Raw genomic sequence first — 24,216 nt, forward strand, 5'->3', positions numbered from 1 at the left:
AAACCTTAATGAAAGGCTCCTTTCAAACTTCCTATAACACTTTTTCCTCACGAATGATCTTTGTTGTTACTTCAACTACTCCACGGAAAAATGCAATGAATGGGGCGTAGGCGCGATCAATGTCAGCCCACATCTTTCTTTAAAATAGGTTTTGCTATCTTGTTTCGCCACTTGCAAAATTTCTGCCTCAGCAAAAGGGACCACATTGTCACTCCCCCGCAATTCACTGCATTCCAAAATAATCAAAATCTCTGCTTCTAATGTATTGATTCTCGCATACTGTTCAAAAAAGTTTTCGTGATTGATTTCTTGGATCGCTCGTTTGATTTCGAAGCAATTGGCAAGAATCTTTTCTTTGAGTTCTGGAAACTCTTCCTTGAAAAAAAGCCGCTCCGTTTCTTCCATGTAGAAGTTTAAATATTCTTCCATTGAATGGATCTTAAATGCTGACTCCATCTTTAGTCCTCCTGTTCTATTGATTGGTGAATCTTATGTAAAATCCTGTTTATGTGTTTATCGTTGGAACGAATACGTCGATGCGTACTCTATGGAAATATTGAAAGGAAATCGACCTTTAGGCTGAAATCACTAGCATTACGTTAAATAGAGGATTCGAACACTCTTTCTTACCTTCGCTTTTTCGTAAAACGTTTCTGTTGACCGAGATCTTTATGCCTGCATTATTACATGTTTTTTAGGAAAGGAGACGCCAATCATTTGTTTGTTAGAAGCAAATAAAGTCCTGTTAGATACCTTCGGGTTGGATCGTATCAATTTTAGTTTCATAAAAGTAAACAAGCCCAATAGCCGATTGAGCGATTGACAAACTACATAGGAAATCTGAGAAACGCTGTGCAAAACTTTTCGCTTCCTACTAAAAAAAGGGAGGATTCTCTGGTTTTGAGAATCCTCCTTTTTTTCATACTGTGAAATCCACAGTTTTACGTATGTTTTTGACTAAACTCATTCTGGAACTTTTCAACTGCTTCAATCAGTTCAAGCCAGCGATCCCCCGTTGGAAAACTATTCCATTTAAAAAATTGGACGTTGGGATTTTGGTCAATAAAAGCTTGCCGATTGACGGGATAATCTGTCACGACAAAATCGGGATTTTCGGAAACAAATGAAAGTGTGTACTCAAACCAGCGCTTCAATCGTTCCTTTTGTCTGATTTCTTGGATTTTTCCGAATTTTGATTCGTGAAAAATACGAACCGTAGAACGATCAATTTTCGCTACCAGAGAAAGAAGCATACTATATTGAAAAAGCAAGCGATTGTTCGCTTCATACATGGTTGAAAAAATTGGTGATTGTTGCGCTAACGATTCGTACATCTCCTGAACAAACGGAAAAATCTTAGAAAAGACACGGCGATAATCTTTGTCCGTGGTGCTTTTTCCAAAGGCATCGATCTTATTTTTCGATGCAAAAAGAAGCGAAACCGAATGAATATTCAAGGCATTGACCAACAGATAATCAATATTGCTTTCAGAAACGAGAAAAACTTTCTGAGCGTTTTCCGCAAATAGCCTTGCTGCAGCGATTGCTCGTGGAGAAAAATGATCCCCAATTGTTAACTGACTAGAAATCTCTTCAGGTAAGTACGTCATCATGACAGAAAACATATAATACAAGAAGAGAAATTCTGTTTCTGGAAGCCCATTTAGAATCAAATTGTCTCTTAGCAATGGCTTGATCAGCTCTTCTTTAAATTCTTCAAAGGAAATCGTCAGATGCCTCATCTCCCTCATCTCTTGAGGAATCTCTTTTACAGGAAAGCCTCTTTTAAAACGATAAATACTTAACGCCAACAATTGAACAAATTTCTCCTGATCAATCCCGCGATAAAAACTGGGATAACTTGTCAACTTTTTCTTCAATGTACTGACACTTTGTTTCGTCAATCCACTATAACGCACGTTCGTTGCATCATAGATCTGCCAATACATGATGTGGAAAAAATGCCGAATGCGGTATTCTTCGCCCACAAAAAGCGGTTTTCTTTTTAGGTTCAATCGAATGTGATAATTTTCAAGAATCGTTTCTACTTCCTTTAGTTTTCTTTGAACCGTGCGATTGCTGACATAATGTTGTTGGGCGGTTTCTTCCAGCGACACATACTTATCACTAAAGAGTCTGTCTAAAATTTGAAATGGCATGCTTTCTTCTAGCATGACCGAATAAAGCTTAGACAAAAGAAAATTCGGCGCAAAATAAAGCGTCATCTCTCTACCTTCATGCAACGCAATCTCAAAATAAGGATACGCCGTTTGCAAATCGAGTGCTCGCTCAAAAACTAAGACGATTCGTCGTTTTGATAAGTTTGTCTTTTCAGCAAGAACATTTAGTTTTTCACGCTCCACAGCCTGCTCAAAAAAATGCGCAAACAATTCATAAACATCTTGGTCTAATTTAGTTAAAAGAAATTTATACATAATAATACCTCTTAACTTTATTTTTAAGGTAATTATACTCCTTTCACGATCTATTTTCATTCAGTGTGTATTCATTGACTACTTATTTCATTTTATAAGAAGCTGTCTCTGAAACTATCACCTTCTGAATCATTTAGGATAAGCAAAATCATGGCTACAACTACTTAGAACTACGAGTTACTACGTCTGGAGAACATTGCTCTTTCTAACAGCTAGTTTAAGACGACAAAACAGTCCAAAGCGCTATTTATCAAAAAATTATTTTATAATAATAAAAGTAAAAAACCGTATATTTTGCTACGATAATAAGAGAGTCGGTTTTTAGGAGTATTTACAATCGAAGAGTTAGGTAGCCTTTGAGCATTTCAACAATTCCAAAAGCTTTTACTTTCTATCAATTACGCTTATATAAAGTTGAAAATTAGTACAGTTATTTTTAAAGTATCTTCGCCATAATCAAGCTAACTTCTTACATTAATTAAAAAGAATGGGGGGACAGGTGTTCATGCTTCGCTGAATGAACTGAAATCAATGAAAATATCAAAAAAAATAGTATGGTCAAGTGTTGCTAGTATTCTCGTTCCAATTTTAATAAGTCTCGCTGTCTTTGTCTCCCCTAGTAATAAACCTGGGATCGTTGTCTCAAATGACTTTGGAAAGATCACAGTTCCGTTGCGAATAAGTAGAATCTATTTAACTCAAACAAACACTGTCTTCTATCAGCCTGAAATACGCTCAGCCAAAACAGTTCTGGAGGAGGCGAATTTATTAGGAGAAAGCACACTTTCGATAAAAATCGGTGAGGAAGAAAAAGAAATTGTTTCTTATATTGATGCCAATGTTAAGAACTTCTCTCTAGAACTAAACGTGGAAGACTATGACAAAACAACAGGAAAATTAGTCTTGACTATTGCCTATCGTGATGGCTTGAATGATGAATTCAAGAACGTAACATTCGAAAGATAACTGATAAAAACCTATATTCTCGCTCATATTTAAATAGGGTTAAACAAAGAGTATCCAGAAAACAATCAATTCTGGATACTCTTTCCTCTCTATTGAAAAGCTTTTAATTTTCAGTTTTTCTTTTTCGTCTCAAAATTACTACGAAAGAAAACAGAACAGTGATGACTCCCAAAAAGCCCATGATTCGTTGACCTGTAAGTTGTTCTCCTGTTGCAGGCAACTTATTTTTTGATTTGGTTTGTGTGTTTGTTTGCTTGCTGTTATTTCCTGAGCTATTCCCGTTCTCTTCGTCCGGCGTCTTGTTTTCTGATTCTGGTGTATCTTTTCCTGAATCTTCTCCCGGTTCATTCTCTTTATCAGCACTGTAAACATAAATAACTTCTTGGACGGCATCACTGAAGGTACCTTTTGCATTTTTAGGCGTCTTTGAAACCCGCCAGCCAGATATTTCTTTGGCGTTGCTTTCATAAGACAAGCCAACTTTTTCATTAAGGATCGTTGGTTCAGCTAATTGATTTCCTTCCATGTCTTCATATCTTACGATAACCAGTGCTGCATCACTACGTTCATAAACATAGGTAACTTCTTGCGCATTTTCACTATAAGTCCCATTAGCGTTAGTTGGCATTTGGGAAACGTACCAGCCTGGGATGGCTTTAGCTTTACTTGTATAAGGTAAACCTATTTTGCCACTCAATACCGTCGGTGCAGATAGTTGATTCCCTTCTGTATCTTCATACTTGACCGTCACTGGCGCTGCATCACTACGTTCATAGACATAAATGACTTCTTGTGCCGTTTCGCTAAATGTACCTGTAGCATTGCTTGGCGTTTGAGCTACAAACCAGCCTGGGATCGCTTTGGCTTCACTTTCATATGGCAACCCTATTTTGCCATTCATTACGGTTGGTGCTGCCAATTCATTGCCTTCTGTATCTTCATACTTCACAGTAACTGGCGCTGCATCACTACGCTCATAGACATAAACGACTTCTTGTACCGTTTCGCTGTAAGTCCCGTTAGCGTTAGTTGGTGTTTGAGAAACGTACCAGCCATTGATTGCTTTAGCTTCACTTGTATATGGCAGACCTATTTTGCCACTTAATACCGTCGGTGCAGATAGTTGATTCCCTTCTGTATCTTCATACTTGACAGTAACTGGCGCTGCATCGCTACGTTCATAGACATAAACGACTTCTTGCGCGACATCACTGAAGGTCCCTATCCTATCCCCTTGGATCTCTTTCAGTGTATAGCCTGAGATATCCTTTTCTTCCGTAGTAAAGGGGTCGCCTACATACCCTGATAAAGTGACATTTGGTGCAAGCGTCTGTCCGTTTTCGTCAAGATACTTGACCGTAACATCTTCTGCAGTATTCACATACTTCATAGGTACTTGATAATTCACTAAATATTGAATGGTACCTGTACTAGCAGCTCTCTCGGTGGATAAACGATTAGGAACCAGAGAAGTGATTGACAAATAGTCAACATTGGCGGGAATATTTTTAAATTGAATCCCTTCTTCAGTCAGTTCAAACCCATCATTTTCATATAAGGGAAAGATATAGCCATTTTTATCTATCCCCCGAATCGAATAAGAATACTTTTTGTTGGACAAAGAAGAGAGCAACGCATTTCCTTGGGTATCAACCATCATACGGTCTTTATAAAGAACATCAGATTGGCCATCTTTTACTAGCATTGGCTCTAATAGTATTTTCTCCTGAGTCATAATAGATAGTTGGGAATTTTGATGGTGTTCTGGAGATAGCTCTAACTTAGAAAAATCCGTCATGCTACTTGCATAGACCGTCAGATAATCTGTTACCCATCCACTAAGATATTGACCAACCCCAATTAATTCTTGGGCTGTCAAATAGGCATCATAATTTCCTATGTGGATATTTGAAAAAGATCCTTTTGGAAGAACGTGTGCTAGTACATTAGGACGGGTAAACAATGTTGCATTTTCCGCCATAGTGATTTGGGGAACATTCGTAGCAATAATAGACGTCGTGTATAACGCTTGCAAGTTGCTAGCGTATTCTAAACCAGTAAAATCGACTACTGTGTCTTTGACTAAAGAAGAAAAATCTAACTGTTTTAGATTCACCATATCTTCTTGAGAGATCGTATCAACTGTTTTGTTTAGCCCTTTCGCTACCTCATTTTGCAAATTCTTATCCGGCATCCAAGCGTCTAATGAAACGCTTCGATTAGAGAATGCCTCTTTCATTTCCGCTGATGATTCAGTTGCCGAGCTAGCTGTGTCTTTACTTGAATCAGGGAGGTTTTTTTCTGTACTTTCCGTCGAGCCACTTTTCTCATCATCATTAACCACTTCTTGCGATTCTGAGTTACTTGTGGTGTCACCGTTGATTTCTTCTTTTATACGAGAAGAATCGACTGTTTCAGTAGTCTCCTCCACTTTTTCTAATGTTCCTAATGTCGTGATTTCTTTGTTTGATGGAATGGTTTCCTGTTCCTCAGCCATAACTTGTGCCAAAGGTGCCAACACAGGCTGACTTAACAAGATCGCCAATGACAAATAGCCCCAAAATTTCCTTTTCATAACATTCTCCTTTTATATTCGTTTAAATACGATACGCTTTCCTATCTTTCACCTATCGACAAACTTCCCCTTCTGATGATGGTGACGACTTGTTAATTACAATCTTTAGACACAGGATACCCCTGTTCATTTTGATAGTATTACATGGTTCATCATTCTGAACACGTCAACATTTGTATCAGAAATGACCAAACTTGTCAGGTTTTAACAAACAGGTTATTCAAGCAAACAGATCGCTCACTTCACCTGCTCCTTCATGCTCCAAGCTTGGCCTCAGTTAGCGTTATAATCACTGATTTAAATTGTTTTTTTAAATTTACACACAAAAAAAGAGACACATAACATGCATCTCTTTGGGCGGCCCATTGTAAGTTCAGCCTATTATTGATTTTTTACTAGTTATCCCGATACTCGATCGTCAATCCTTTTAAAAAGTTGCGGGCATATTTGTCTAAACATGGTTTGTAATTGCGATGGCCTTCTTTTCGTAAAATGGCGCCTAATTCACCTTTTGAAACTTTAACTCCCGCTTGCTCGAAAATGTCCAGCATTTCATCTGTTGTTAGGGAAAGGGCGATTTTTATTTTCTTCAGCATCAAATTATTTACATTGCCATTGTTCAACTCTAGGACAGGTTCTGCAGCATCTGGCTTTGTTCCTCGTTGCGAGCGAATCAAACCATTTAAGAAACGCTCAAAGGCTTCATTGGTACACTCAATCTCGTAGGTCTCAGGATCTTTTTTCTTCAATAATTGTCTTACTTCTTCTTTTGTGAAAGAAGCGCCGCCAAGTTCAAAAATTTTCACCATGTCGGTATCCTTGATATCCAAAGCATAGCGTAAACGCGTCAAGCGATCATTGTGATTCATTCTATACACCATCCATTTCTTAGGTTGATTATAACAAATAAACCTAGACGAGTAATCCCGTTTTCGCTTTTTTACTCTAAGAACCCATTTGTTTTCGTTCAAATGTATATCGCTTCTCTCATTCTACTTCCTCCGCTATACTTGATTTAGGGAGTAAATTTATTCTAACAAAACAATAAACGAAAAAAAGCATCTGTTCCGATGATGTTTTGGATTGCTTTATTGTTTTTATTTTGTACACAAAAAGGAGAGGAAAGAAATGAAGAAATACGGGAAATTTTTGGTAATGATTGGGGTATCGACGGTGATTATGTTTTGTATGATGTATTTCAATGTCTACGCCCTCGATCATATCTTTTTCAGCCAAACCCGCCTATTTATGGCACTAATGATGGGCGCGATGATGGCGATCATCATGCTGTTATTTATGTGGAAGATGTATGACAACAAGAAAATGAATATCGGAATTTTAGTTGTCAGTGTTGTACTCTTTTTTGGTTCACTGTTTATGGTCAGAAGCCAAACCGCCGTGGGAGATACGGCCTGGATGAAAGCCATGATTCCCCATCATTCGATTGCGATTCTAACCAGTAAAAATGCCGATTTGTCTGATCCAAGAGTAAAAGAACTTGCAGAAAAAATCATTGACGCACAGGAAAAAGAAATCAAAGAAATGAAAGAATTGATCGAAGAGTTGGAAAACAAATAGCCAGTTTGTGTGCTCACTCAAAGTACCAGCAGATCAACTTTATCGCCACGGTTGCGAAGCCCTTCAAACAATGGCTGAAGGGCTTCTTTTTTTATCGTCAGTTGCTTTCTTTCTACTGAAAACCCCTGACCGTTATTGCATCCGTTCTTGTTTGACTTTCTTATCCACAACATGACGCTTGGCAAGCTCTTGGCGAATAGCCGCTAAATCAATCCCCATTTCTGCCATTAAAACCAATGTATGATACGCCAAATCAGCAATCTCATAAACGGTTTCTTGGCGGTCTTCCTTCATCGCCCCAATCACGACCTCGGTTGCTTCCTCGCCGATTTTTTTTAAGATTTTCTCACTGCCTTTTTCAAACAAGTAGCTGGTATAGCTGCCTTCTTGCGGCGTATCTTTACGACCTTTTATCAGCTCATACAACGCATCGATGGTCGGAGAGGATTCTGTACCATAAAGCACCTCTGTAAAGCAGCTTTCTGTGCCTGTATGGCAAGCAGGTCCGTCTTTTTTTACTTTGGCGACTAAAGCATCTTGATCGCAATCTGCGGTCAATGATACTAAATGCTGGTAATTGCCGCTGGTTTCTCCTTTGCGCCACAATTCTTGGCGACTGCGGGAATAAAAGGTCATCAATCGGTCTTTCAAGGTCAAGGTCAAACTTTCTTGGTTCATATAAGCCAAGGTCAAAACTTCATTCGTTTCCACATCCTGCACGATCACTGGAACCAATCCTTGTTCATCAAATCGTACTTGCACCATGTTATCCACTCCTTCTATTGCCTATCAAAACGCCAACGCTATACGATTCGTACGGGAATATCGACGGCCTGTAATTGTTTTTTCAGTTCTGGGATTTTTACCTCGCCATAGTGAAAAATCGAGGCCGCCAACCCTGCTTCAATATTTGGCAATTGAAACAGCTCGATAAAATCGGCACTTTTGCCAGCACCACCCGATGCGACGATCGGTAATTTGGTGATTTCGCTGACAGCTTTCAGCAAGTCTAAATCAAACCCCTGCTTCACGCCATCGGTATCCATGCTGTTGATGACTAGTTCACCAGCACCTAACTGCTCAGCTTGGCGAATCCACGCCAATGCTTCTAAGCCTGTATCTTCCCGTCCGCCTTTGGCAAACACATGCCAGTTCTCACCGACACGGCGAACATCAACGGATAAAACAACGCACTGGCTGCCATAGCGTTTCGCGCCTTCTGCAATCAACTCTGGTCTGCGAAGTGCCCCCGAATTGACGCTGACTTTGTCGGCGCCACAGTTTAAGACTCGTTCAAAATCTGCTACTTGATTGATGCCACCGCCCACCGTCAAAGGAATAAACACTTCTGACGCCACGCGCTGCAAAATGTCCGTGAATAAGCCGCGTTCTTCTGCAGAAGCAGTAATGTCATAAAAAACCAGCTCATCGGCGCCTTGTTCATTGTAAAAGCGCGCCAAAGTCACTGGATCATTGACATCTTTTAAGCCAGCAAAATTGACCCCTTTCACGACTCGCCCATCTCGCACATCAAGGCAAGGAATGATTCGTTTGGCGATCATGCTTCTGCCTCCCCTGCTGCTAAGACATCCGCCAATTGGAGACTGCCGTTATATAAGGATTTCCCAACGATCACGCCAGAGATGCCCAACTGTTTTAATCCTTTAATATCTGCCAATGAAGCCACGCCGCCAGAAGCCACGATGTCGCAATCCAATTGATTGAGTTTTTCGTATAGCGGCAGATTGATGCCTTCTCCTGTACCGTCACGTGAGATTTCGGTAAAGATGATCGTTTGCGCGCCCCATTCCACCAATTGTTGGCAAAAAGTAAACGCGTCTGTTGCCGTTTTCTCGAGCCAGCCTTCCACGGCCACTTTTTCTTCCTTGGCATCGACCCCAATCGCGATCTTATTGCCGTATTTCTTAAGCATCGCTTTTGTGAATGCTGGGTCTTTCTGGGCAATCGTGCCGAGGATCACCCGATGAACGCCTGCTGCCAAACAATGCTGGATCGTTTCTTCCTCACGAATCCCGCCGCCAACTTCGACAAACAGATTGGTTTGCTGGACGATTTTTTTTGCGACATCAAAGTAATGGAGTTTGCCAGCTTTGGCACCATCTAAGTCGACGAGGTGCAGATAGTTGGCACCTTCTTCTTCAAATGAACGAGCAAATGCCACTGGATCATCCCCAAACACTTCTTTTTGCTCATAGTCTCCTTGGTACAAACGGACCACTTTTTGATCTAACAGATCAATTGCTGGAAAAATTTTCATAGCGGCACCTCCGTAAATGCTTTTAAAATCTTCAACCCGACAGCCCCACTTTTTTCTGGGTGGAACTGAGTACCGAAGACATTGTCTTTTTGCACGATACCGGGAATTGCTAGACCATAGTCACTGTCTGCTATGACATACTCTTGGCAATCAGTAGCAAAATAACTGTGGACATAGTAGACAAAGTCTTGTTCCCCTAGCCCGCTGACTAGAGGACTTTCCTTTCTGACAGTCAGCCGATTCCAACCAATCTGCGGCACTTTCAGATTCAGTTTGGCTTCTTCAAAGGCGCTTTGCATGGAAACGATCCGTCCTGGAATCAAACCGAGCCCCGCATGTGTGCCAAACTCCTCACTACTATCAAACAACAGCTGCATCCCTAAACAAATGCCTAAAAAGGGTTTGCCAGCTGCTGCCAATTCTTGGATCGGTTCGATCAGCGACAACTCTGCCAACTTTTGGCGGGCATCGCCAAAAGCGCCTACGCCAGGTAAAAGAATGCGGTCGGCAGCTTTTAATTCTGCTAGTGAACGCGTGATTTGGCAGTCAACACCCAAATAATCCAGCGAACGAGACAAGCTGAACAAATTGCCGACCCCATAGTCGATGATTGCTAACATAATACGCCCCTTTCCTTATCTCATCCATCTGTGTGGAAGATACGTAATCATTTTTCCCTCATGAATCACTGGATCGTCCCTTTGGTTGAAGGGATCTCATCTGGGGCTGCTTGATTGATCGCTACTGCTTCACCTAAGGCACGCCCAAAGCCTTTAAAACAAGTTTCCACAATGTGGTGGCTGTTTTTCCCAGCGATTTGATGGAGATGGATCGTAGCACCTAATTCACGGGCAAAAGCAATGAAAAATTCTTCAACCAATTCTGTATCAAACTGCTGCCCGATTTTTTCGCTCGGTATCGCCAACTCTACGACTGCCATGCCACGACCGCTAATATCGATCGCTGTCATGACTAAGGCTTCGTCCATCGGCAGCAGCATACTGCCATAGCGTTTGATGCCTCGTCGCTCCCCAAGACTTTCTGAAAACGCTCGGCCAATGGCGATGGCTACGTCTTCTGTTGTGTGATGGGCATCTACTTCTGTATCACCATCACAGACCAACGTCAAATCAAAGCGACCGTGGCGGACAAATAATTCCAGCATGTGGTCTAAAAACCCCACACCAGTCTTGATTGATTGCTGACCAGTACCATCGATCGTCAACTGCAGGTGGATCTTGGTTTCAGTCGTATTGCGGGTAACTTCTGCTTTTCTCATTCCTTCACCTCTTCTATGATCGTTGTTAACACCGTCATCAATCGTTCCATCTGGGCCCTCGTTCCTACCGTGATCCGTAAATACTCTTTGATGCGGGGCTGATTAAACCAGCGGACGAAGATTTTCTGCTCTTTCAGTGCCTGATACAACTCTTCACCAGCAATCGCAGGGTGCCTTGCAAACAAAAAATTTCCTTGGCTGTCGGTCTGCTCAAAGCCGAGTTTCGCTAGGGCTTGCTTGCTCCACTCACGCACGTGGATCGTTGCTTGGATCTTCTCATCGACATACGCTTGTTCTTGCAAAACGGCTGCACCAGCGGCTTGGGTCAAACTATTGACATTGTAAGGATTCAAGCTAAATTTCAACCGATTCAAGTCTTGGATCAGTCCTTCATTGGCAACCGCAAAGCCTAGGCGTGCCCCTGCCAGCTGCCGAGATTTCGAAAACGTCCCCACGACCAAGAGATTTGGGTATTGATCGATCAAAGAAACCATTGAAGAGCCGCCAAAATCGATATAGGCCTCATCGACAATCACTAAGCGATCGGGATGCCGTTTTAGAAAGGCACAAATTTCGCTTTGTTCTTGATAAACCCCAGTCGGCGCATTGGGATTGGCAAAAATAACGGTCCCTTTGAGCGAATCGTAGTCCGTTAACGCAATCGAGAAATCTTCTTGCAGCGGAACAACGGTGGCAGCGACTCGGTACAAGGCACCATACACTTGATAAAACCCATAGGTCACATCGGGAAAGGCGATGCCGTTTTCCGTGAAGCCTTGAAAGAGATAGGACAAGACTTCGTCACTGCCATTACCGAGAAACAGCTGGGCTGGTTTAACGCCAAGATAGGCAGCCAGAGGGGTTGTCACCACTTCAGCAGCAATATCCGAGTAACGATTCAGCTTGTGGGCGGCATCGGCTACCGCCGCTTGAACACTTGGCGCTGGCGGATAAGGACTTTCATTGGTGTTCAGTTTAATAACGGCTTGCTCGTCTACTTGTTCCCCTGGTGTATAAGGAGTCAGCTTGTGATACTTTTGATGTAAAAAGGTCATTTTTCTCCCTCTCTTCGTACATTGATCGAACGGGCATGGCCGATCAAGTCTTCGGTTTCTGCGAACAACGCTACGGCTGGACCAGCCGCCTTCATGGCTGCTTCTGGGTAATACAAGTAGCTGCTTTTCTTAATAAAATCATCCACTGATAACGGCGAGTAAAAACGGGCGGTCCCTTCTGTTGGTAGGGTATGATTTGGTCCAGCAAAATAATCTCCCAGCACTTCTGGTGTATGATGTCCTAAAAAAACACTACCCGCATTTTCTACTTGTCCCAACAAAGCAAAAGGATCTGCCACTGCTAATTCAAGGTGTTCTGGGGCGATTTGATTGGCAATGGTAAGTGCTTCAGTCAAATCATTGACCAGAATCAGCTTTCCGCTAGATTCAAGCGCTGCAGCAGCAATGTCTTTGCGGGGCAGTTGCTTCAGTTGCAAGTCAAGCTCTACTTGGACTTGTTCAATCAAGGCTGCTTCTGTTGTGACTAAGATGGCTTGCGCTAAGATATCATGCTCGGCTTGTGCCAAAAGATCCGCTGCCAGCCAGCGCGGATTTGCGCTGGCATCGGCGATGATCAGCACATCGCTGGGCCCTGCGATCATATCGATATCAACTTCGCCGTACACCATTTTTTTCGCTGTGGCGACATAAATATTTCCTGGTCCCACGATTTTGTCGACTTTGGGAATCGTTTCTGTCCCATAAGCCAATGCCGCTACGCCATGGGCACCACCGACTTTGTAGATTTCATCCACTCCAGCAACGGAAGCTGCCGCTAAGATAGCAGCTGGAACTTTTCCTTGGCTGTCCGTCGGTGTGATCATAACGATTTTTTTGACCCCGGCGATTTTTGCGGGCAGGACATCCATCAAAACCGTACTAGGATAAGCTGCTGTTCCGCCAGGAACGTAGACCCCGACTTTTGCTAGTGGCAAGACCCGCTGTCCCATCACAACGCCATTTTCCTTCGTCAAGACAAAGCCTTGCTGGACTTGCTTTTGATGAAATGCCAAAATGTTTTCCTTCGCCTGTTCCATCACCTCAAGCAGCTCAGGGGAGACGGCTTGGACAGCCGTTTCAACCTCCTCAAGACTGACGGTTAAGGAAGACAAGGTCACTTGATCGATTTCTTCAATTAATTGAAACAACGCCTGATCTCCTTGCTGCTGAACACGGGCAATGATTTGGGCGACAATGGTTGAAACATCCTTCGTTTCCGACTGTTTCCTTGCCACAATCGTTTCGATCGTATCTTTTTGGGTCGAAAAAATTCTCATAATTGCTCCCTCACCTTCTCAATCACTGTTTGAATGCGTTCTTGCTTGAAACGCCACGTGGCGTGGTTGATCACTAAACGCGCTGAAGACGGCGCGATGTCTTGGATCACTTCTAAATCATTTTCTTTTAGTGTCGTCCCCGTTTCGACGATGTCAACGATCACATCGGATAGACCTAACAAAGGAGCCAATTCAATGGATCCATGCAGTTGGATCAATTCCACCGAGCGACCTAACCCTTGATAAAACTGACGGGTGATCTGCGGATATTTTGTGGAGACCCGCAGCGGGCGGGAGAAATCTTCCTCGAAATCCGTACGCGCCGCTACTGCCAAACGGCAGACCCCCATATGCAAATCAAGAAATTCGATGACTTCTGCCTTGCTTTCCATTAAAATATCTTTGCCTACGACACCGATATCCGCCACTCCGTGCTCCACATAGATCGCCACATCGCTAGGCTTGACTAAGAAAAAGCGCAGCTTGTTTTCTTCATCACAAAAAATTAGTTGGCGATTGTCTTTGAAGACGCCTTGCGCAGCGACTCCAGCTTTCGTGAATAAATCGTAGACGGCATCCCCCATGCGGCCTTTAGGTAGCGCAATGTTCAAATAGCCTGAACTTTCGTTGTCAGTCGGCACCTTTTGCCCTACATGGTTGAGCTTCATACCAAACCCGATCGCCCCTTGCTCTTTGCCTTGCCGACTCATCAAGCGATCATAACGGCCGCCATATAAAATCGTCTCTCTTGCTTCTTCGATGAATCCTTGAAACAGCAAGCCACTGTAATAATCGGCATCATTTAAAATTGAAAAATCCAGCCTTATCCGAATGGAAGCTGACAGTTGTTCTTTTTGCAATGCTTGATACAGTTGTTTTAGTTCTGCTAAACCAGCTTGTGCTTGGGGATACTCTGCCAGCAGCTCTTTGGCCTTTTGATACTTGGTTTCAAAATCACCTGACAAACGTACCAGTTTCGCCAATTTTTCAGCTTCTGTTGCTGACAAGCCAGCTTTTTCAGTCAGTGCATCCATGCCATGGGAACTCTTGTCCCGCAGGCAGTGCAGTACCTTTTGTCGATCCGCTTCGGGGAAGCGTTGGCAGATGCCATCCAAAATCCCCATATGAGACAGATCCAAGGTCCCTTTTCCCACCTGAGCCAAACTTTCCCAAGCCAGTTTTACAACCTCCAGTTGATCTTCCCATGTGATTTGGTCAATGAGCTCCAAACCGATTTGATCGATCTTTTGGTATTCCCCTGCTTGACGATCCTGTCGATAGACATCCTCCACATAATACACTCTGCGCGCTTCTCCAGAAGGTGTATTTTTGGCAATCGACAAGGTGACATCGGGTTTTAGCGCCATCGTCCTGCCATCCGTGCCTGTAAACGTGATGATGGAAGAACCACGCAAGAACTGATCATTTTGCTGATAGTTGCGATACTCTTCAAAATTGTTCGAGTGATAAGGTGAAAAATGATGCTGCGTATACAATTTTCTTAATTTCAGTTCGACTTGTTCGGCTGGTTTTAATACATTCCATAACTCTTCCACACTTATCACTCCTATTTCATGCCACCGATTCGGCTTTCTCACTGTTAAAGGCTCGCTTTATCATCGATTCACCATCAGTTTTTCTAATAATACTAATGGTTTTGCCATAAATAAGCAATGGTATTTTTCGAAATATTCTGGAATTTTTAGTCGATTTCAAGAGAACATAGCGATGTCGTTTCTTTGTTGACGATTATTCCATCGAATCTGGAAGTCAGTTTTCCTTTCTTAATGAAGTAACTTAGTACTTGTGCATCCTCCATCACTTAGTTGCTCAACCATAAAAAAGTCCGAAATATACGACCATCTTGTTTCAGAAACTCGTTATCGATTACTCTATCTTTTGTACCCTACAAAGAATTGGCGCAAATGAAGCGATGATATGAAAATCACCCAAAACGTTCATTGTTGTACTTATCGCTTATATTACGGCACAAAAAGCACACAGCAGAAGAATCAGAGAAAACAGCTAAATAGTACATGCTCTATAGCTTAATAAGGAGAGAAAAGTAAATGAACAAACTTATAGGAAAACAAATCTCATGGAACCACGCTTTACTAGGAACAGTCCTCGCAGGTATCGGTTTGGTCGGTCTTTTGTATGCCCCTGCCATCGTCAGCATCTTCTCATTGTCGATTGCCAGCTATTGGGCATTACGGCTAGTTTACGGTAAAGAAGCAGTCAAGCAGCTCTTTGGGAAACCCATCGCGCCAGTGAAGACGATCAGCAAGTATTTTCTTTTAAACATCCTGATCAGCTTCCTCGTTTCTCTCGTTTTGCAATACGGACTAAAGTGGGATCTTCATGGAAATCCAGTGAACGAAGGCTTTCAATGGTTGACTCTGCTCGTTATTCCAATCATGTTACTTGGAGAAGAACTCTTTTCCATCTTCTTTTTAGCGATTTTTTCTAGTAAATGTACCTTGCCAGTTGCCAGCATCCTTTCCGCGATCATCTTTGGCTTGGTTCATTACAGCACTTATGATAACGGCAATGTTTTCCATACCTTGGTCCATATTCTTTTCATTCAAGGGGTGGCGCGCTTGCTATTTAACCAAGCTGCCATCAAGAGCAACTCGATCCTGACTAGTTGGGGCACACATGTCTTGTTCGACCTGTTTGCTATTTTAGTGGCTTATCTGACTGCTTGAGAAAAACGAAAAAGACTGATTCAATTGAAATCAGTCTTTTTTGATACAACAACTAGTTACCTGAGTATCCCTCCCTGAAAAGAAGCATTGATCGCTTTTGTGCCTTTCACGAGGTTGGGTGTTTGTTCTATTCGCTGTGTTTCATAAGAAAATGTCCTTACTTTTTAAAGGGATCCTCTTTTACTTTCTCACAAATTTCTGCTTCACTGTACACCTTCATCAGCCGCTTGACTTCGCCTTCGATATTAAAACGCAAGGCTTCTGTCGCCTTCAGGTTTTTCAATGCTTGTTCAAGATAACAAAGAAAAGTCGTTTCCTTCATTTTAACTCAGCCTCCTTGTCAATCGTTGGTTTTACAGGTCACTTTAACAACGTCGCGCAACTCCTGATCAATCTCTCTAGAAAGCAGAAGGATTGTGCAGACGTTTGCTTCTTAGTGGTTACACCAGACCGTGCTTTTGGAGTGCTTGCGCAATCCCGCCGTCTTCTGGTCGAGCCGTCACCTCGTCAGCTACTGCCAATAGCTGTTCACAGGCATTGCCCATCGCAATTCCCGTCGCAACAGCTTCAAACATTTCGACATCATTATGGCCGTCACCAAACGCCAAGGTATCTTTGTTATCGATCCCTAGATGGTTCAAGAGAAAATCGATGGCTGTTTTCTTGTGGATATTCTTGATGCCGATCTCGCCACTGTCCTTGCCAAAAACAGGTACCGTACTGCGAATCATTTGGAATTGTTCGTGGTATTGGTCATGGACCTGTTCATAAGGAATGGAATGATTGATGAAGGAAACTTTGTTCACGTCATCGTAATCGATTTTCGCTTCGTCCTCGATCAATAAATCAAGGAACCACTGAATAGTTTGAACACGTTGTTTTCCTGCTTCACTTTCAACAGGCTCACCTGCTAAGACGATCTCAATCAACCGATTTCGTAAATTGGTACTTGCAAATAATCCTTGATTCGATTCCAAGTAATACTCGATTTGGTTTGCTTTTAAGAAATCGATCAGTCTTAATAAGGCTTCCTTTTCAAAAACTTTGTGCAAAATCACCTCATCGTGCACCTCGCAATAACCGCCTCCAGCACCAATCATTCCACTTAAAGGCAGTGCCAGTACATCTTCTGTGATTTCGGCTTTTGAACGACCCGTACACAAGAAAAACTCATGCCCCTTCTTATGTGCCGCTGTGATCGCTTGGCGAGCACTTTCTGGTACGTTTCCCGCATCATCGCACAATGTTCCATCTACATCTAAAAAGATAATTTTCTTCGTCATTTCATTCCCTCTTTCCTAACCCAATCAATAAAGCGCTCACATGAACATATTTGCTGAATCCAAGATGTCACCATCAGCCGCTTGCTATTAGTATAACAAATCACAAGATAACCTCGCTAGACTATTTTACTGACTCATACATAAACACGCTCTCGTTTTTTCTCGATGCCCTTTATCCTTGATGATCGTCAAATGGCTTTCATTTGATCACTTTTAAGGTGACTTATCCTTTGCGTAGCTTACTCTTCACTTAAATAAATCAATCCCCATTTAGGTAGTTGGTTAGTTGCATGACCCGTAAGCTCGCGATAATAGTACCGTTTGTCATGCTTGATCATACTGATAATTTCCTCTTCCTTCATCCCCAGCTCTTGACATAGGTCAGTTTTGGTATTGGTCACAAGTTCCAGTAGAATTTGGATCTGTGCGTCCACAGCCAGAAGCGCTCGAAAGGTATCAAATAAGTTCTTTGTTCGATCATAGTAAATGTCTTCGAAGTCAACACAAAGTTCCTGATAATAAGTAAAAAGTTTCGGATAGGCTGTCAGTACCCCAGCGCTTAACAATACTTCCTTTGAATAAGACAGATAATCCTTCGGGTCATTTATTTTTTCTGATAACACAGAATCACTCCTTTCCATCCATGGCTTTTCTTCAATGATAGCATTGATCCCTCGTTTGATCGTAATGATTTCCTTCTTCGTTAATCGCCCCTACATCCCTTCACATAAAACAAAGGCTTTATCTTCTAGTATTTCAAATCACATGAAATCCTTGGGTGGCATCCCGTTCTGCGCTCACCTCCAATGCATGATCTAAGGAAATCAGTTACTCTCATTATAGTTTTTTGTTGCTCCAAGCTTATAATTCCTTTTTGCTCTAGCAGAGGAATAAGAGAGAAAAATCCAGCGTACCCGCATTGCTTTATCTAAGAAGAAAGATCAAAAGGAATTTATTTGCAGTGATTTTCCGATGATTACGCGATCAACCAAAAGAACGAATGGAAATGAATACCTTTATTCAATGCTGTGGCGCCTTCATTCTCACGACAGCACAAAAAACCAATGATCGCTGGTTTCGATCATTGGTCAAAGTTCTCAAATTGCATGTTGTAAAAGGACGATCTGTCCTTTCTTTTTGGATCATGCCAAGATATAAGCGAGGCTAAAACGTCCTCTTACACTGTGAGCACAAAAAAGGATCATGCATATAGAAAATCTAAAATCTCACGTGGCGCATCTACCAAAGCATCTGGGTTTTCTTCAGAAAGCTTTTTCGGATCGTGGCTGCCCCACGTAACGGCGATCGTTTTGACACCCGCGGCTTTTCCCATTTGGATATCAAAAATAGCATCTCCTATCATGATCGTCTTTGTCGGGTCAAATTGATAGTGTGACACGACTTTGTTGATTCCTTCGGGATGAGGTTTGTAGTGGGTCACCGCATCAGAGCCGATGATTTCTTCAAAGAACGCCACAAGGTCCTGAGCAGCTAAGTTTCGTTTGACGACCGCTGTCTTCTTACTTGAAACGACGAAACAAGGTACCTTTCGTTTATTTAAGATTTCTAAGACATGGGGAATTTCTGGAAATACTTTCAAGGTACTTTCTTCATAGGTTTGGTAATAGGCTCGGAAAATCCGAATCAATTCCGCTGCGGTTTCTTGATCTAATGGCTGTTCAGACATTTTAAAAAATGATTCTTCGATCGGTATTCCCATATAATGTTCAATGACTACTTCACTGGGTACTTTGAGTCCCATCTCTTTAAAAGCTGCTTTTGTCGCCTTCACACTACATTCTTTTGAATCCAATAAAGTTCCATCCAAATCAAATAGCACACATTCAACCTGCTTCACGATATTTCCTCCTCCAAAAGGTATTCCATCAATTTTCTACAAATGCTTTTTTCATTTACGCAGTATTTCTTTCCATTACTGATTATCTCTATTTTATCACTAAAAAAAAGCATTATCATATTTTTCCATAACCTTCTTCATTTATTGCTAATATACTTATATAAAAAAACGACTCGCTTTGAAAACAGAGTCGTTTCTACAAGATAGGCAAATTTACCTGAAGGCCTATTTGTCAGGCATAAAAGTTAAACCCATTTTCAGCTTTTTTACTGCAAGATATATCCTTTGCCCCAAGCGGTACGGACGCGTTTTTCAGTATAGTCGTATTCATCTAATTTCTCATTGATTCGTTTCGCCAAAATCGATAGCTGCGATTTTCGGGAATTCGTGCCGCCGTTGCCCCAAATTTTCCAGCAAAGGTCCTCTCGGTTGATAAATTGCTCTTCTGCTAGATTATTGAAAAAGATCTGTTCTTGCAGACTAAGAAATTTAGGGAACGATTCCTTCGTTACTGATGCCTTTTCTAACTTGCGAGTATTTGGTGGCAAAGCCGCCAAAAATTCTCTCAACTCGACAAATGACCGATTAAGATAGGTCGCATTTTCCGCTTTTTCCAGTATCATTTCTTGTTCGTCATTCCCTGGCAAGATTCGAACGATCCGCTGTTGATAATAAGGAGCCAATGTCTGATTGAGCAATAAAAATTCTGGATCAGCAATTGTTTCACTGACAAATAAACAGTCAAATAACTTGGCACTTTCTATCAACCATTCCTCCTCTTCGGTACTTCTGCCCACGAACACTTCATGGCTCAAAATCTGCAGCTCCCGCTGCAAATCAATCTCATATGATATGTTTTTCGTCAATATGATAATTCTCATGACACACCCTACTTTCCTTTCTTATTTATTCAGAAATGAGTTGGAAATGATTTCTGAATACTTTATGTTGACATTATTACTTATTTTTATCAGCTTGAGGTGTCATTTTTTGTTCATAAATGGTGATCTGGTGTCATGTTTTAAAAAATAGATTGACTTTCATTTCATGGTTCATACTCTTCGATAGCCAATAAAAAAGCAACCTGTTAGCCAGATTGCTTTCTTGTCCTCACTACTCCCACTTCAAATCCAACAGCTCCAGCATTTCATGGTAGGCGGTTTCGATCCGCTGGCGCTTTTCTTCAGGGACATTTTTGGCATATTGCCCATCTGGCAGATAATCTGCGGCAAGGTAAACTTGAAAATCAAAGGCCTGCAAGACGCCGTATTCTGGATCATAATAGGTACGATCAGGGATCGGTTCTTTGGAGACCCAAGTCGGATGCAAGGCAATCTTGCTTAAATAGGTCCGCTGCCCTTCTTTGGAGATTTCAACTTCTGGGATGACGCCTCGTTCGGTCCAATAGTTGTTATTGACGGTTTCATAACGTTGATTCGACAATAAGTTTCCCATTGAATAAATGATAAATTTCTTTTCCCCGTCCTTTTCGATGATTTCGGTTGGTTCTGCTACATGCGGATGGCCACCGAAGATAATATCAGCACCAAAATCGATCATCTTCCGATAAACAGTTTGTTGTTCTTCCGTTGGTTCTAAAGAATACTCGACACCAGACTGAGGCATCACGATGGTGATATCCGCCAAGCTTTCCGCTTCTTTGATCTCTGCTTCCACTTTATCTAACGACAAGTCTTTCAAATAGGTGTCATACTCTGCTTGAGTTAAGCTTTCTTCAAGGCCATTGAAGCCATAGGCATAGGCCAAGAGAGCAACTTTAATCCCGTTGACTTCTTTGACCAGGATTCCGCTATTGTCGACCGTGACACCAATCGTTGCCAAGCCTTGGTCGTGAAAAGCAGCCACCGTTGTTTTGATTCCTTCGATCCCTGTATCTAAAATATGGTTATGGGCAAGATCGATCACATCAAAGCCCGCGTCTTTGATACTGGCAACAGCATCGATAGGGGCGTTGAATAAGGGAAAACCGCCAAGCGGTTTATTAGGATTGATGGTTCCTTCAAAATCACCTAAAGCAAGGTCCGCCGATGCAATCAGCGGTTTGACTTGCTCAAAATCATTGTCAAAATCATAACGCTTCCCATCGTAAGCGCTTAAATAAACAGGTGTATGATAAAGCATATCGCCACTAGCTGTCACTGTGATGGTTTTTACTGCTGGCTTTGTTTCGGTAGAACTACTCGTTTCTTGCATTGGCTTTGTTGCCTTTGTCGTTTCTGCTGTATGACGCTGTTCGGGGATGCTTGTCACTTGAATCACTAGATAAATCACTCCAAGTATGATTGCCAGCAACGCTGTACTTAACCCCACAATGATCCGCTGGTGTTTCTGACGCTCCCGTCTTCGTTGTTGTCTCATGCCCTCACCCTTTCACTCTGCTTTATCAAAAACCTATCTTCGTTTACGTTCTAACGAGATTCCCTGCTCCCTTTCCTGCGAACCTCACTAAATAATATCTTTTTATTAAATAATTATACTATATTTGAGATTCCTTTAATAGGTCGTTTTGTAAAGAATAAAAAAACAGCCCGATCGTGATCGAACTGTTTCTCCACTTCTATGGTAGCTGATTCCCGAATGCATCTTTCTTGTAGAACTGGACTAACCTCAAACGGCATAAATTAGTATCATTAGAGAATTCTTCCGCTGTTAACAGTTCTGAGTAACATCGCTTGCGTTCGGATGAACAGCAGCAAATGATGAAGGCAAATGACTCCCCTTCGCACGCTTCTCTCAATAAAGACCAAAGAGTATCTGTTTTATCCTATAAGACTTACAGTATTTTCGAAAAAATTTATACAACAGCAGTACGTAAAATCTCTGCAAACCATTGATAAACTGTTTCCGGACATTCATGTTTTTCTAATTCTCGAAAAAAATCTTTGGATTCAATAAGGGTAATAAACTGAGTCATCGCATTTAGATGCTGCTTGCTGTCTAATGCAGAAAGGGTAAAGATATACTTTACAGGAATCGTTCCCAAGACATATACTTCAGATTCTAACGTTGTCAATCCCATGCCAAGTTTTTTTGCACCTGCTTCAGGAACCGTATGCGGTAAGGCAACTTGATCGAATATCACCATATAAGCGCCTTCTGATCTGGTTTGTTGAATGATCGAATCGATGTAATTTCTAGTGATGATCTTTCTTTCAATCAATGGATTGGCTGCGAGATAAAAGGCCTCTTCCCATGTTCTGGCTTTTTTGTTTAATTGTATCAATTCTGGACGCATCATATCCAACAGCATTGCAGGTTCTTTTGACTTTTTCTCTTTTTGAGACATGATAGATGCCGTTGGCGAGCAGGTCTCTTGTACAAATTTCTCTAAATGATGCCGCAGAGCTGACTCACTAGTAACTGTTGAATATTGTTGAATAACCTGCATCAAGCCGTCGATCGTCACAGTATTGGGCTTGATGCTTGTACTGGTTTCGAATTTGACATCTAAAAACAACTGGGTTCGTTCCTCGTAAGACATGATCGGGTTTACTACAAAAATCGGCTTTTTTAACGGATAAAGTTGAAAGTTGGGTTTTGTCGTAAAAATGATATCGTATGACTGATCAAATGAATGCAGTTCGCTTGTTTCAATCGGTCCCAATAAGATAAAAGAGGGAAAGATTTCCTTTAATTCATTGTAAATGATTGCTGAGCTTCCAATACCATTTGGGCAGACAACGACCCCCACTTTTTGTTGCACCATATATTCTTCAGAATTTCTGATCAAAAGCGCAAAGTGCATGGTTAAAAAGGCTACTTCTTCATCTGGAAGCTTTGAATCAAAGCTATCACTGATTGGTCTCAAGGTTTCTTTTACGATCTGATAAAGGTCATTATATTTTTCAAAAATTTTATCCTGCATAGGGTTGATGATCGGTAATCGAAACAGCATTCGGAAATAGGTCGGTCGAAAATGACTATATAATTGCTTGATGACAGAGTGTTTATCCTTGAAACGAATACCTGAAAGCAATTCAAATCGCTCGACAATTCTTTCTACCAAGTCAATGATGACCAAATTTCCTTGAAGCCATTCCTTTTCATTCCCTAATGCCATTCCCAGTACCCACCCACAGAGATAGTTCTTTTCTATACTATTCATCACCCCTGCGTTTTCTAAAACTTCTTCAGCAAAGCGGTACTCCTTCATTTTTACTAACTCATGATCATTAGAAAAAGGTTTTAGATCAAATTCATTCAAGCCCATTCTTGGGTATAAAAAAATAAGGATATAGTTCAATTCAATCAACCTATTTTCAACTAACTCTATCGCATGTTTTTCTAAAAGAAGAGAAAGATAGGTGTCCTGCTCATCCGCCAATTGTATTCGTTCGTTATGAATAAAGTAACGGTAGATAAAATCATCGTCCTTGCTAGTTACATCTTCCAAAATCATTCGAAATAAAGCGTAACGAATCATCAGTTCATCACCTGCTAAGTGATACCCCTCTTTTCTCGAGTAACTGATTGAAATATCGTACCCCTGCAATTCCGCTTGTAATTTGCGCAGATCACTCATAAAGGTTGTTTTGCCGATTTTTAACGCATCTAAAAAATGGTTGACCGACAGATAGTCTTTCTCGTAGTAAAAGAGCGTCAAAAAGATATATTTTCCTCGTTCTTTTGAACTCATCTCATAATACTTAAACATACGCTCACGTAAAAATGACTCCAACAAATATTCCTTGCTTTTTTCAGGCAGTCGGATCACACTTTCCTTATTCACGCTAAGTGGTAGTTTTTGGGCAGATAGAAACTGGTTGATTTTATCAATGGTATACTCTATTTGAGTGCGGTTCATAGAATAATTCCGCTGAAGATAATCGTAACTGATGGTCGGTTTTTCAATCAGAGCCATCATCATCTTTCTCGTCCTATAGTCAATTTTCACCATCAATGT

Annotated in this window: 22 protein-coding genes; 3 read left to right on the forward strand and 19 right to left on the reverse strand. The window is 41.6% G+C overall.

Annotation, left to right across the window (positions count from 1 at the left end):
• Positions 1 to 75 precede the first annotated feature (75 nt).
• Both IGJ15_RS12640 and IGJ15_RS12645 read right to left on the reverse strand, forming a co-directional pair.
• A complete protein-coding gene (locus IGJ15_RS12640; protein WP_005225213.1) occupies positions 76 to 456 on the reverse strand; it encodes a DUF7006 family protein in 381 nt (126 codons plus the stop codon).
• Between the two features lie 485 nt (positions 457 to 941).
• Positions 942 to 2,435, reverse strand: a complete 1,494-nt coding sequence (locus IGJ15_RS12645; RefSeq protein ID WP_430599140.1) for a helix-turn-helix domain-containing protein — start codon at positions 2,433 to 2,435, stop codon at positions 942 to 944.
• Between the two features lie 531 nt (positions 2,436 to 2,966).
• Between IGJ15_RS12645 and IGJ15_RS12650 the strand changes: the two genes are divergently transcribed.
• Positions 2,967 to 3,401 (forward strand): hypothetical protein, encoded by a 435-nt coding sequence (locus IGJ15_RS12650; RefSeq protein ID WP_005225210.1) that lies wholly within the window; start codon positions 2,967 to 2,969, stop codon positions 3,399 to 3,401.
• Positions 3,402 to 3,504: 103 nt separating this feature from the next.
• Here IGJ15_RS12650 and IGJ15_RS12655 read toward each other — a convergent pair whose 3' ends face one another.
• On the reverse strand, positions 3,505 to 5,976 hold the full coding sequence (locus IGJ15_RS12655; RefSeq protein WP_428210937.1) for a MucBP domain-containing protein: 2,472 nt from the start codon (positions 5,974 to 5,976) through the stop codon (positions 3,505 to 3,507).
• A 395-nt stretch (positions 5,977 to 6,371) separates the two neighbouring features.
• Positions 6,372 to 6,845, reverse strand: a complete 474-nt coding sequence (locus IGJ15_RS12660) for a DUF1456 family protein (RefSeq protein ID WP_010747557.1) — start codon at positions 6,843 to 6,845, stop codon at positions 6,372 to 6,374.
• A gap of 259 nt (positions 6,846 to 7,104) precedes the next feature.
• On the opposite strand from IGJ15_RS12660, the gene IGJ15_RS12665 reads away from it, so the two are divergent.
• Complete coding sequence (locus tag IGJ15_RS12665) at positions 7,105 to 7,554, forward strand: DUF305 domain-containing protein (RefSeq protein ID WP_005225207.1); 450 nt, start codon at positions 7,105 to 7,107, stop codon at positions 7,552 to 7,554.
• A gap of 132 nt (positions 7,555 to 7,686) precedes the next feature.
• On the opposite strand, the gene hisIE is transcribed toward IGJ15_RS12665, so the two are convergent.
• The 8 genes from hisIE to hisG form a co-directional block, all read right to left on the reverse strand.
• Positions 7,687 to 8,319, reverse strand: coding sequence for a bifunctional phosphoribosyl-AMP cyclohydrolase/phosphoribosyl-ATP diphosphatase HisIE (gene hisIE, locus IGJ15_RS12670; RefSeq protein ID WP_010747556.1), 633 nt, complete (start codon positions 8,317 to 8,319; stop codon positions 7,687 to 7,689).
• A 38-nt stretch (positions 8,320 to 8,357) separates the two neighbouring features.
• Positions 8,358 to 9,116: an imidazole glycerol phosphate synthase subunit HisF gene (gene hisF, locus IGJ15_RS12675; RefSeq protein ID WP_005225205.1), complete on the reverse strand. Its 759-nt coding sequence runs from the start codon at positions 9,114 to 9,116 to the stop codon at positions 8,358 to 8,360.
• A complete protein-coding gene (hisA, locus tag IGJ15_RS12680; RefSeq protein ID WP_015509107.1) occupies positions 9,113 to 9,832 on the reverse strand; it encodes a 1-(5-phosphoribosyl)-5-[(5-phosphoribosylamino)methylideneamino]imidazole-4-carboxamide isomerase in 720 nt (239 codons plus the stop codon). The genes hisF and hisA overlap by 4 nt, the downstream gene beginning before the upstream one ends.
• Positions 9,829 to 10,452: an imidazole glycerol phosphate synthase subunit HisH gene (hisH, locus tag IGJ15_RS12685; RefSeq protein ID WP_060792980.1), complete on the reverse strand. Its 624-nt coding sequence runs from the start codon at positions 10,450 to 10,452 to the stop codon at positions 9,829 to 9,831. Before hisH ends, hisA begins: the two co-directional genes overlap by 4 nt.
• Positions 10,453 to 10,517: 65 nt before the next feature.
• The gene (gene hisB / locus IGJ15_RS12690; protein WP_142967586.1) at positions 10,518 to 11,111 is read right to left on the reverse strand and encodes an imidazoleglycerol-phosphate dehydratase HisB; all 594 of its coding nucleotides are present in this window, start codon (positions 11,109 to 11,111) and stop codon (positions 10,518 to 10,520) included.
• Positions 11,108 to 12,166 carry a histidinol-phosphate transaminase gene (gene hisC / locus IGJ15_RS12695; RefSeq protein ID WP_428210936.1) on the reverse strand — a complete coding sequence of 353 codons (1,059 nt, stop codon included), beginning with the start codon at positions 12,164 to 12,166 and terminating at the stop codon, positions 11,108 to 11,110. Before hisC ends, hisB begins: the two co-directional genes overlap by 4 nt.
• Positions 12,163 to 13,443, reverse strand: coding sequence for a histidinol dehydrogenase (gene hisD / locus IGJ15_RS12700; RefSeq protein WP_081091763.1), 1,281 nt, complete (start codon positions 13,441 to 13,443; stop codon positions 12,163 to 12,165). Before hisD ends, hisC begins: the two co-directional genes overlap by 4 nt.
• Positions 13,440 to 14,999 carry an ATP phosphoribosyltransferase gene (gene hisG / locus IGJ15_RS12705; RefSeq protein WP_010747551.1) on the reverse strand — a complete coding sequence of 520 codons (1,560 nt, stop codon included), beginning with the start codon at positions 14,997 to 14,999 and terminating at the stop codon, positions 13,440 to 13,442. Before hisG ends, hisD begins: the two co-directional genes overlap by 4 nt.
• Positions 15,000 to 15,512: 513 nt before the next feature.
• Between hisG and IGJ15_RS12710 the strand changes: the two genes are divergently transcribed.
• Entirely contained in the window at positions 15,513 to 16,151 is a 639-nt protein-coding gene (locus IGJ15_RS12710; protein WP_015509102.1) for a CPBP family glutamic-type intramembrane protease, read from the forward strand.
• 157 nt (positions 16,152 to 16,308) lie between these two features.
• Here the strand turns inward: IGJ15_RS12710 and IGJ15_RS12715 are convergent, their stop codons facing one another.
• The 7 genes from IGJ15_RS12715 to IGJ15_RS12745 all read right to left on the reverse strand — a co-directional run bounded on the left by IGJ15_RS12715 (position 16,309) and on the right by IGJ15_RS12745 (position 24,210).
• Entirely contained in the window at positions 16,309 to 16,473 is a 165-nt protein-coding gene (locus tag IGJ15_RS12715; protein ID WP_016610470.1) for a hypothetical protein, read from the reverse strand.
• A gap of 118 nt (positions 16,474 to 16,591) precedes the next feature.
• Positions 16,592 to 17,434, reverse strand: coding sequence for a Cof-type HAD-IIB family hydrolase (locus IGJ15_RS12720; protein WP_015509100.1), 843 nt, complete (start codon positions 17,432 to 17,434; stop codon positions 16,592 to 16,594).
• A 239-nt stretch (positions 17,435 to 17,673) separates the two neighbouring features.
• Positions 17,674 to 18,057 carry a DUF7006 family protein gene (locus tag IGJ15_RS12725; RefSeq protein ID WP_010747547.1) on the reverse strand — a complete coding sequence of 128 codons (384 nt, stop codon included), beginning with the start codon at positions 18,055 to 18,057 and terminating at the stop codon, positions 17,674 to 17,676.
• Positions 18,058 to 18,635: 578 nt separating this feature from the next.
• Positions 18,636 to 19,292: an HAD family hydrolase gene (locus IGJ15_RS12730; RefSeq protein WP_081116780.1), complete on the reverse strand. Its 657-nt coding sequence runs from the start codon at positions 19,290 to 19,292 to the stop codon at positions 18,636 to 18,638.
• A 266-nt stretch (positions 19,293 to 19,558) separates the two neighbouring features.
• The gene (locus IGJ15_RS12735; protein WP_005225192.1) at positions 19,559 to 20,173 is read right to left on the reverse strand and encodes a hypothetical protein; all 615 of its coding nucleotides are present in this window, start codon (positions 20,171 to 20,173) and stop codon (positions 19,559 to 19,561) included.
• 232 nt (positions 20,174 to 20,405) lie between these two features.
• Positions 20,406 to 21,671 carry a CapA family protein gene (locus tag IGJ15_RS12740; RefSeq protein WP_428210933.1) on the reverse strand — a complete coding sequence of 422 codons (1,266 nt, stop codon included), beginning with the start codon at positions 21,669 to 21,671 and terminating at the stop codon, positions 20,406 to 20,408.
• A gap of 436 nt (positions 21,672 to 22,107) precedes the next feature.
• The gene (locus tag IGJ15_RS12745; RefSeq protein ID WP_081116781.1) at positions 22,108 to 24,210 is read right to left on the reverse strand and encodes a BglG family transcription antiterminator; all 2,103 of its coding nucleotides are present in this window, start codon (positions 24,208 to 24,210) and stop codon (positions 22,108 to 22,110) included.
• Between the last annotated feature and the right edge of the window lie 6 nt (positions 24,211 to 24,216).

The organism is Enterococcus sp. AZ079, assembly GCF_050547255.1.
Classification (GTDB): domain Bacteria; phylum Bacillota; class Bacilli; order Lactobacillales; family Enterococcaceae; genus Enterococcus_D; species Enterococcus_D casseliflavus.

Excerpts from the sequence above, each read along its gene's own strand:
- hisB (WP_142967586.1), bottom strand. The coding sequence starts at position 11,111 with ATGAGAAAAGCAGAAGTTACCCGCAATACGACTGAAACCAAGATCCAC.
- IGJ15_RS12710 (WP_015509102.1), top strand. The coding sequence starts at position 15,513 with ATGAACAAACTTATAGGAAAACAAATCTCATGGAACCACGCTTTACTA.
- IGJ15_RS12665 (WP_005225207.1), top strand. The coding sequence starts at position 7,105 with ATGAAGAAATACGGGAAATTTTTGGTAATGATTGGGGTATCGACGGTG.
- hisF (WP_005225205.1), bottom strand. The coding sequence starts at position 9,116 with ATGATCGCCAAACGAATCATTCCTTGCCTTGATGTGCGAGATGGGCGA.
- hisA (WP_015509107.1), bottom strand. The coding sequence starts at position 9,832 with ATGAAAATTTTTCCAGCAATTGATCTGTTAGATCAAAAAGTGGTCCGT.
- hisC (WP_428210936.1), bottom strand. The coding sequence starts at position 12,166 with ATGACCTTTTTACATCAAAAGTATCACAAGCTGACTCCTTATACACCA.
- hisIE (WP_010747556.1), bottom strand. The coding sequence starts at position 8,319 with ATGGTGCAAGTACGATTTGATGAACAAGGATTGGTTCCAGTGATCGTG.
- IGJ15_RS12720 (WP_015509100.1), bottom strand. The coding sequence starts at position 17,434 with ATGACGAAGAAAATTATCTTTTTAGATGTAGATGGAACATTGTGCGAT.
- IGJ15_RS12740 (WP_428210933.1), bottom strand. The coding sequence starts at position 21,671 with ATGAGACAACAACGAAGACGGGAGCGTCAGAAACACCAGCGGATCATT.
- IGJ15_RS12640 (WP_005225213.1), bottom strand. The coding sequence starts at position 456 with ATGGAGTCAGCATTTAAGATCCATTCAATGGAAGAATATTTAAACTTC.
- IGJ15_RS12745 (WP_081116781.1), bottom strand. The coding sequence starts at position 24,210 with ATGGTGAAAATTGACTATAGGACGAGAAAGATGATGATGGCTCTGATT.
- hisD (WP_081091763.1), bottom strand. The coding sequence starts at position 13,443 with ATGAGAATTTTTTCGACCCAAAAAGATACGATCGAAACGATTGTGGCA.
- hisH (WP_060792980.1), bottom strand. The coding sequence starts at position 10,452 with ATGTTAGCAATCATCGACTATGGGGTCGGCAATTTGTTCAGCTTGTCT.
- IGJ15_RS12715 (WP_016610470.1), bottom strand. The coding sequence starts at position 16,473 with ATGAAGGAAACGACTTTTCTTTGTTATCTTGAACAAGCATTGAAAAAC.
- IGJ15_RS12650 (WP_005225210.1), top strand. The coding sequence starts at position 2,967 with ATGAAAATATCAAAAAAAATAGTATGGTCAAGTGTTGCTAGTATTCTC.
- IGJ15_RS12660 (WP_010747557.1), bottom strand. The coding sequence starts at position 6,845 with ATGAATCACAATGATCGCTTGACGCGTTTACGCTATGCTTTGGATATC.
- IGJ15_RS12645 (WP_430599140.1), bottom strand. The coding sequence starts at position 2,435 with ATGTATAAATTTCTTTTAACTAAATTAGACCAAGATGTTTATGAATTG.
- IGJ15_RS12655 (WP_428210937.1), bottom strand. The coding sequence starts at position 5,976 with ATGAAAAGGAAATTTTGGGGCTATTTGTCATTGGCGATCTTGTTAAGT.
- IGJ15_RS12735 (WP_005225192.1), bottom strand. The coding sequence starts at position 20,173 with ATGAGAATTATCATATTGACGAAAAACATATCATATGAGATTGATTTG.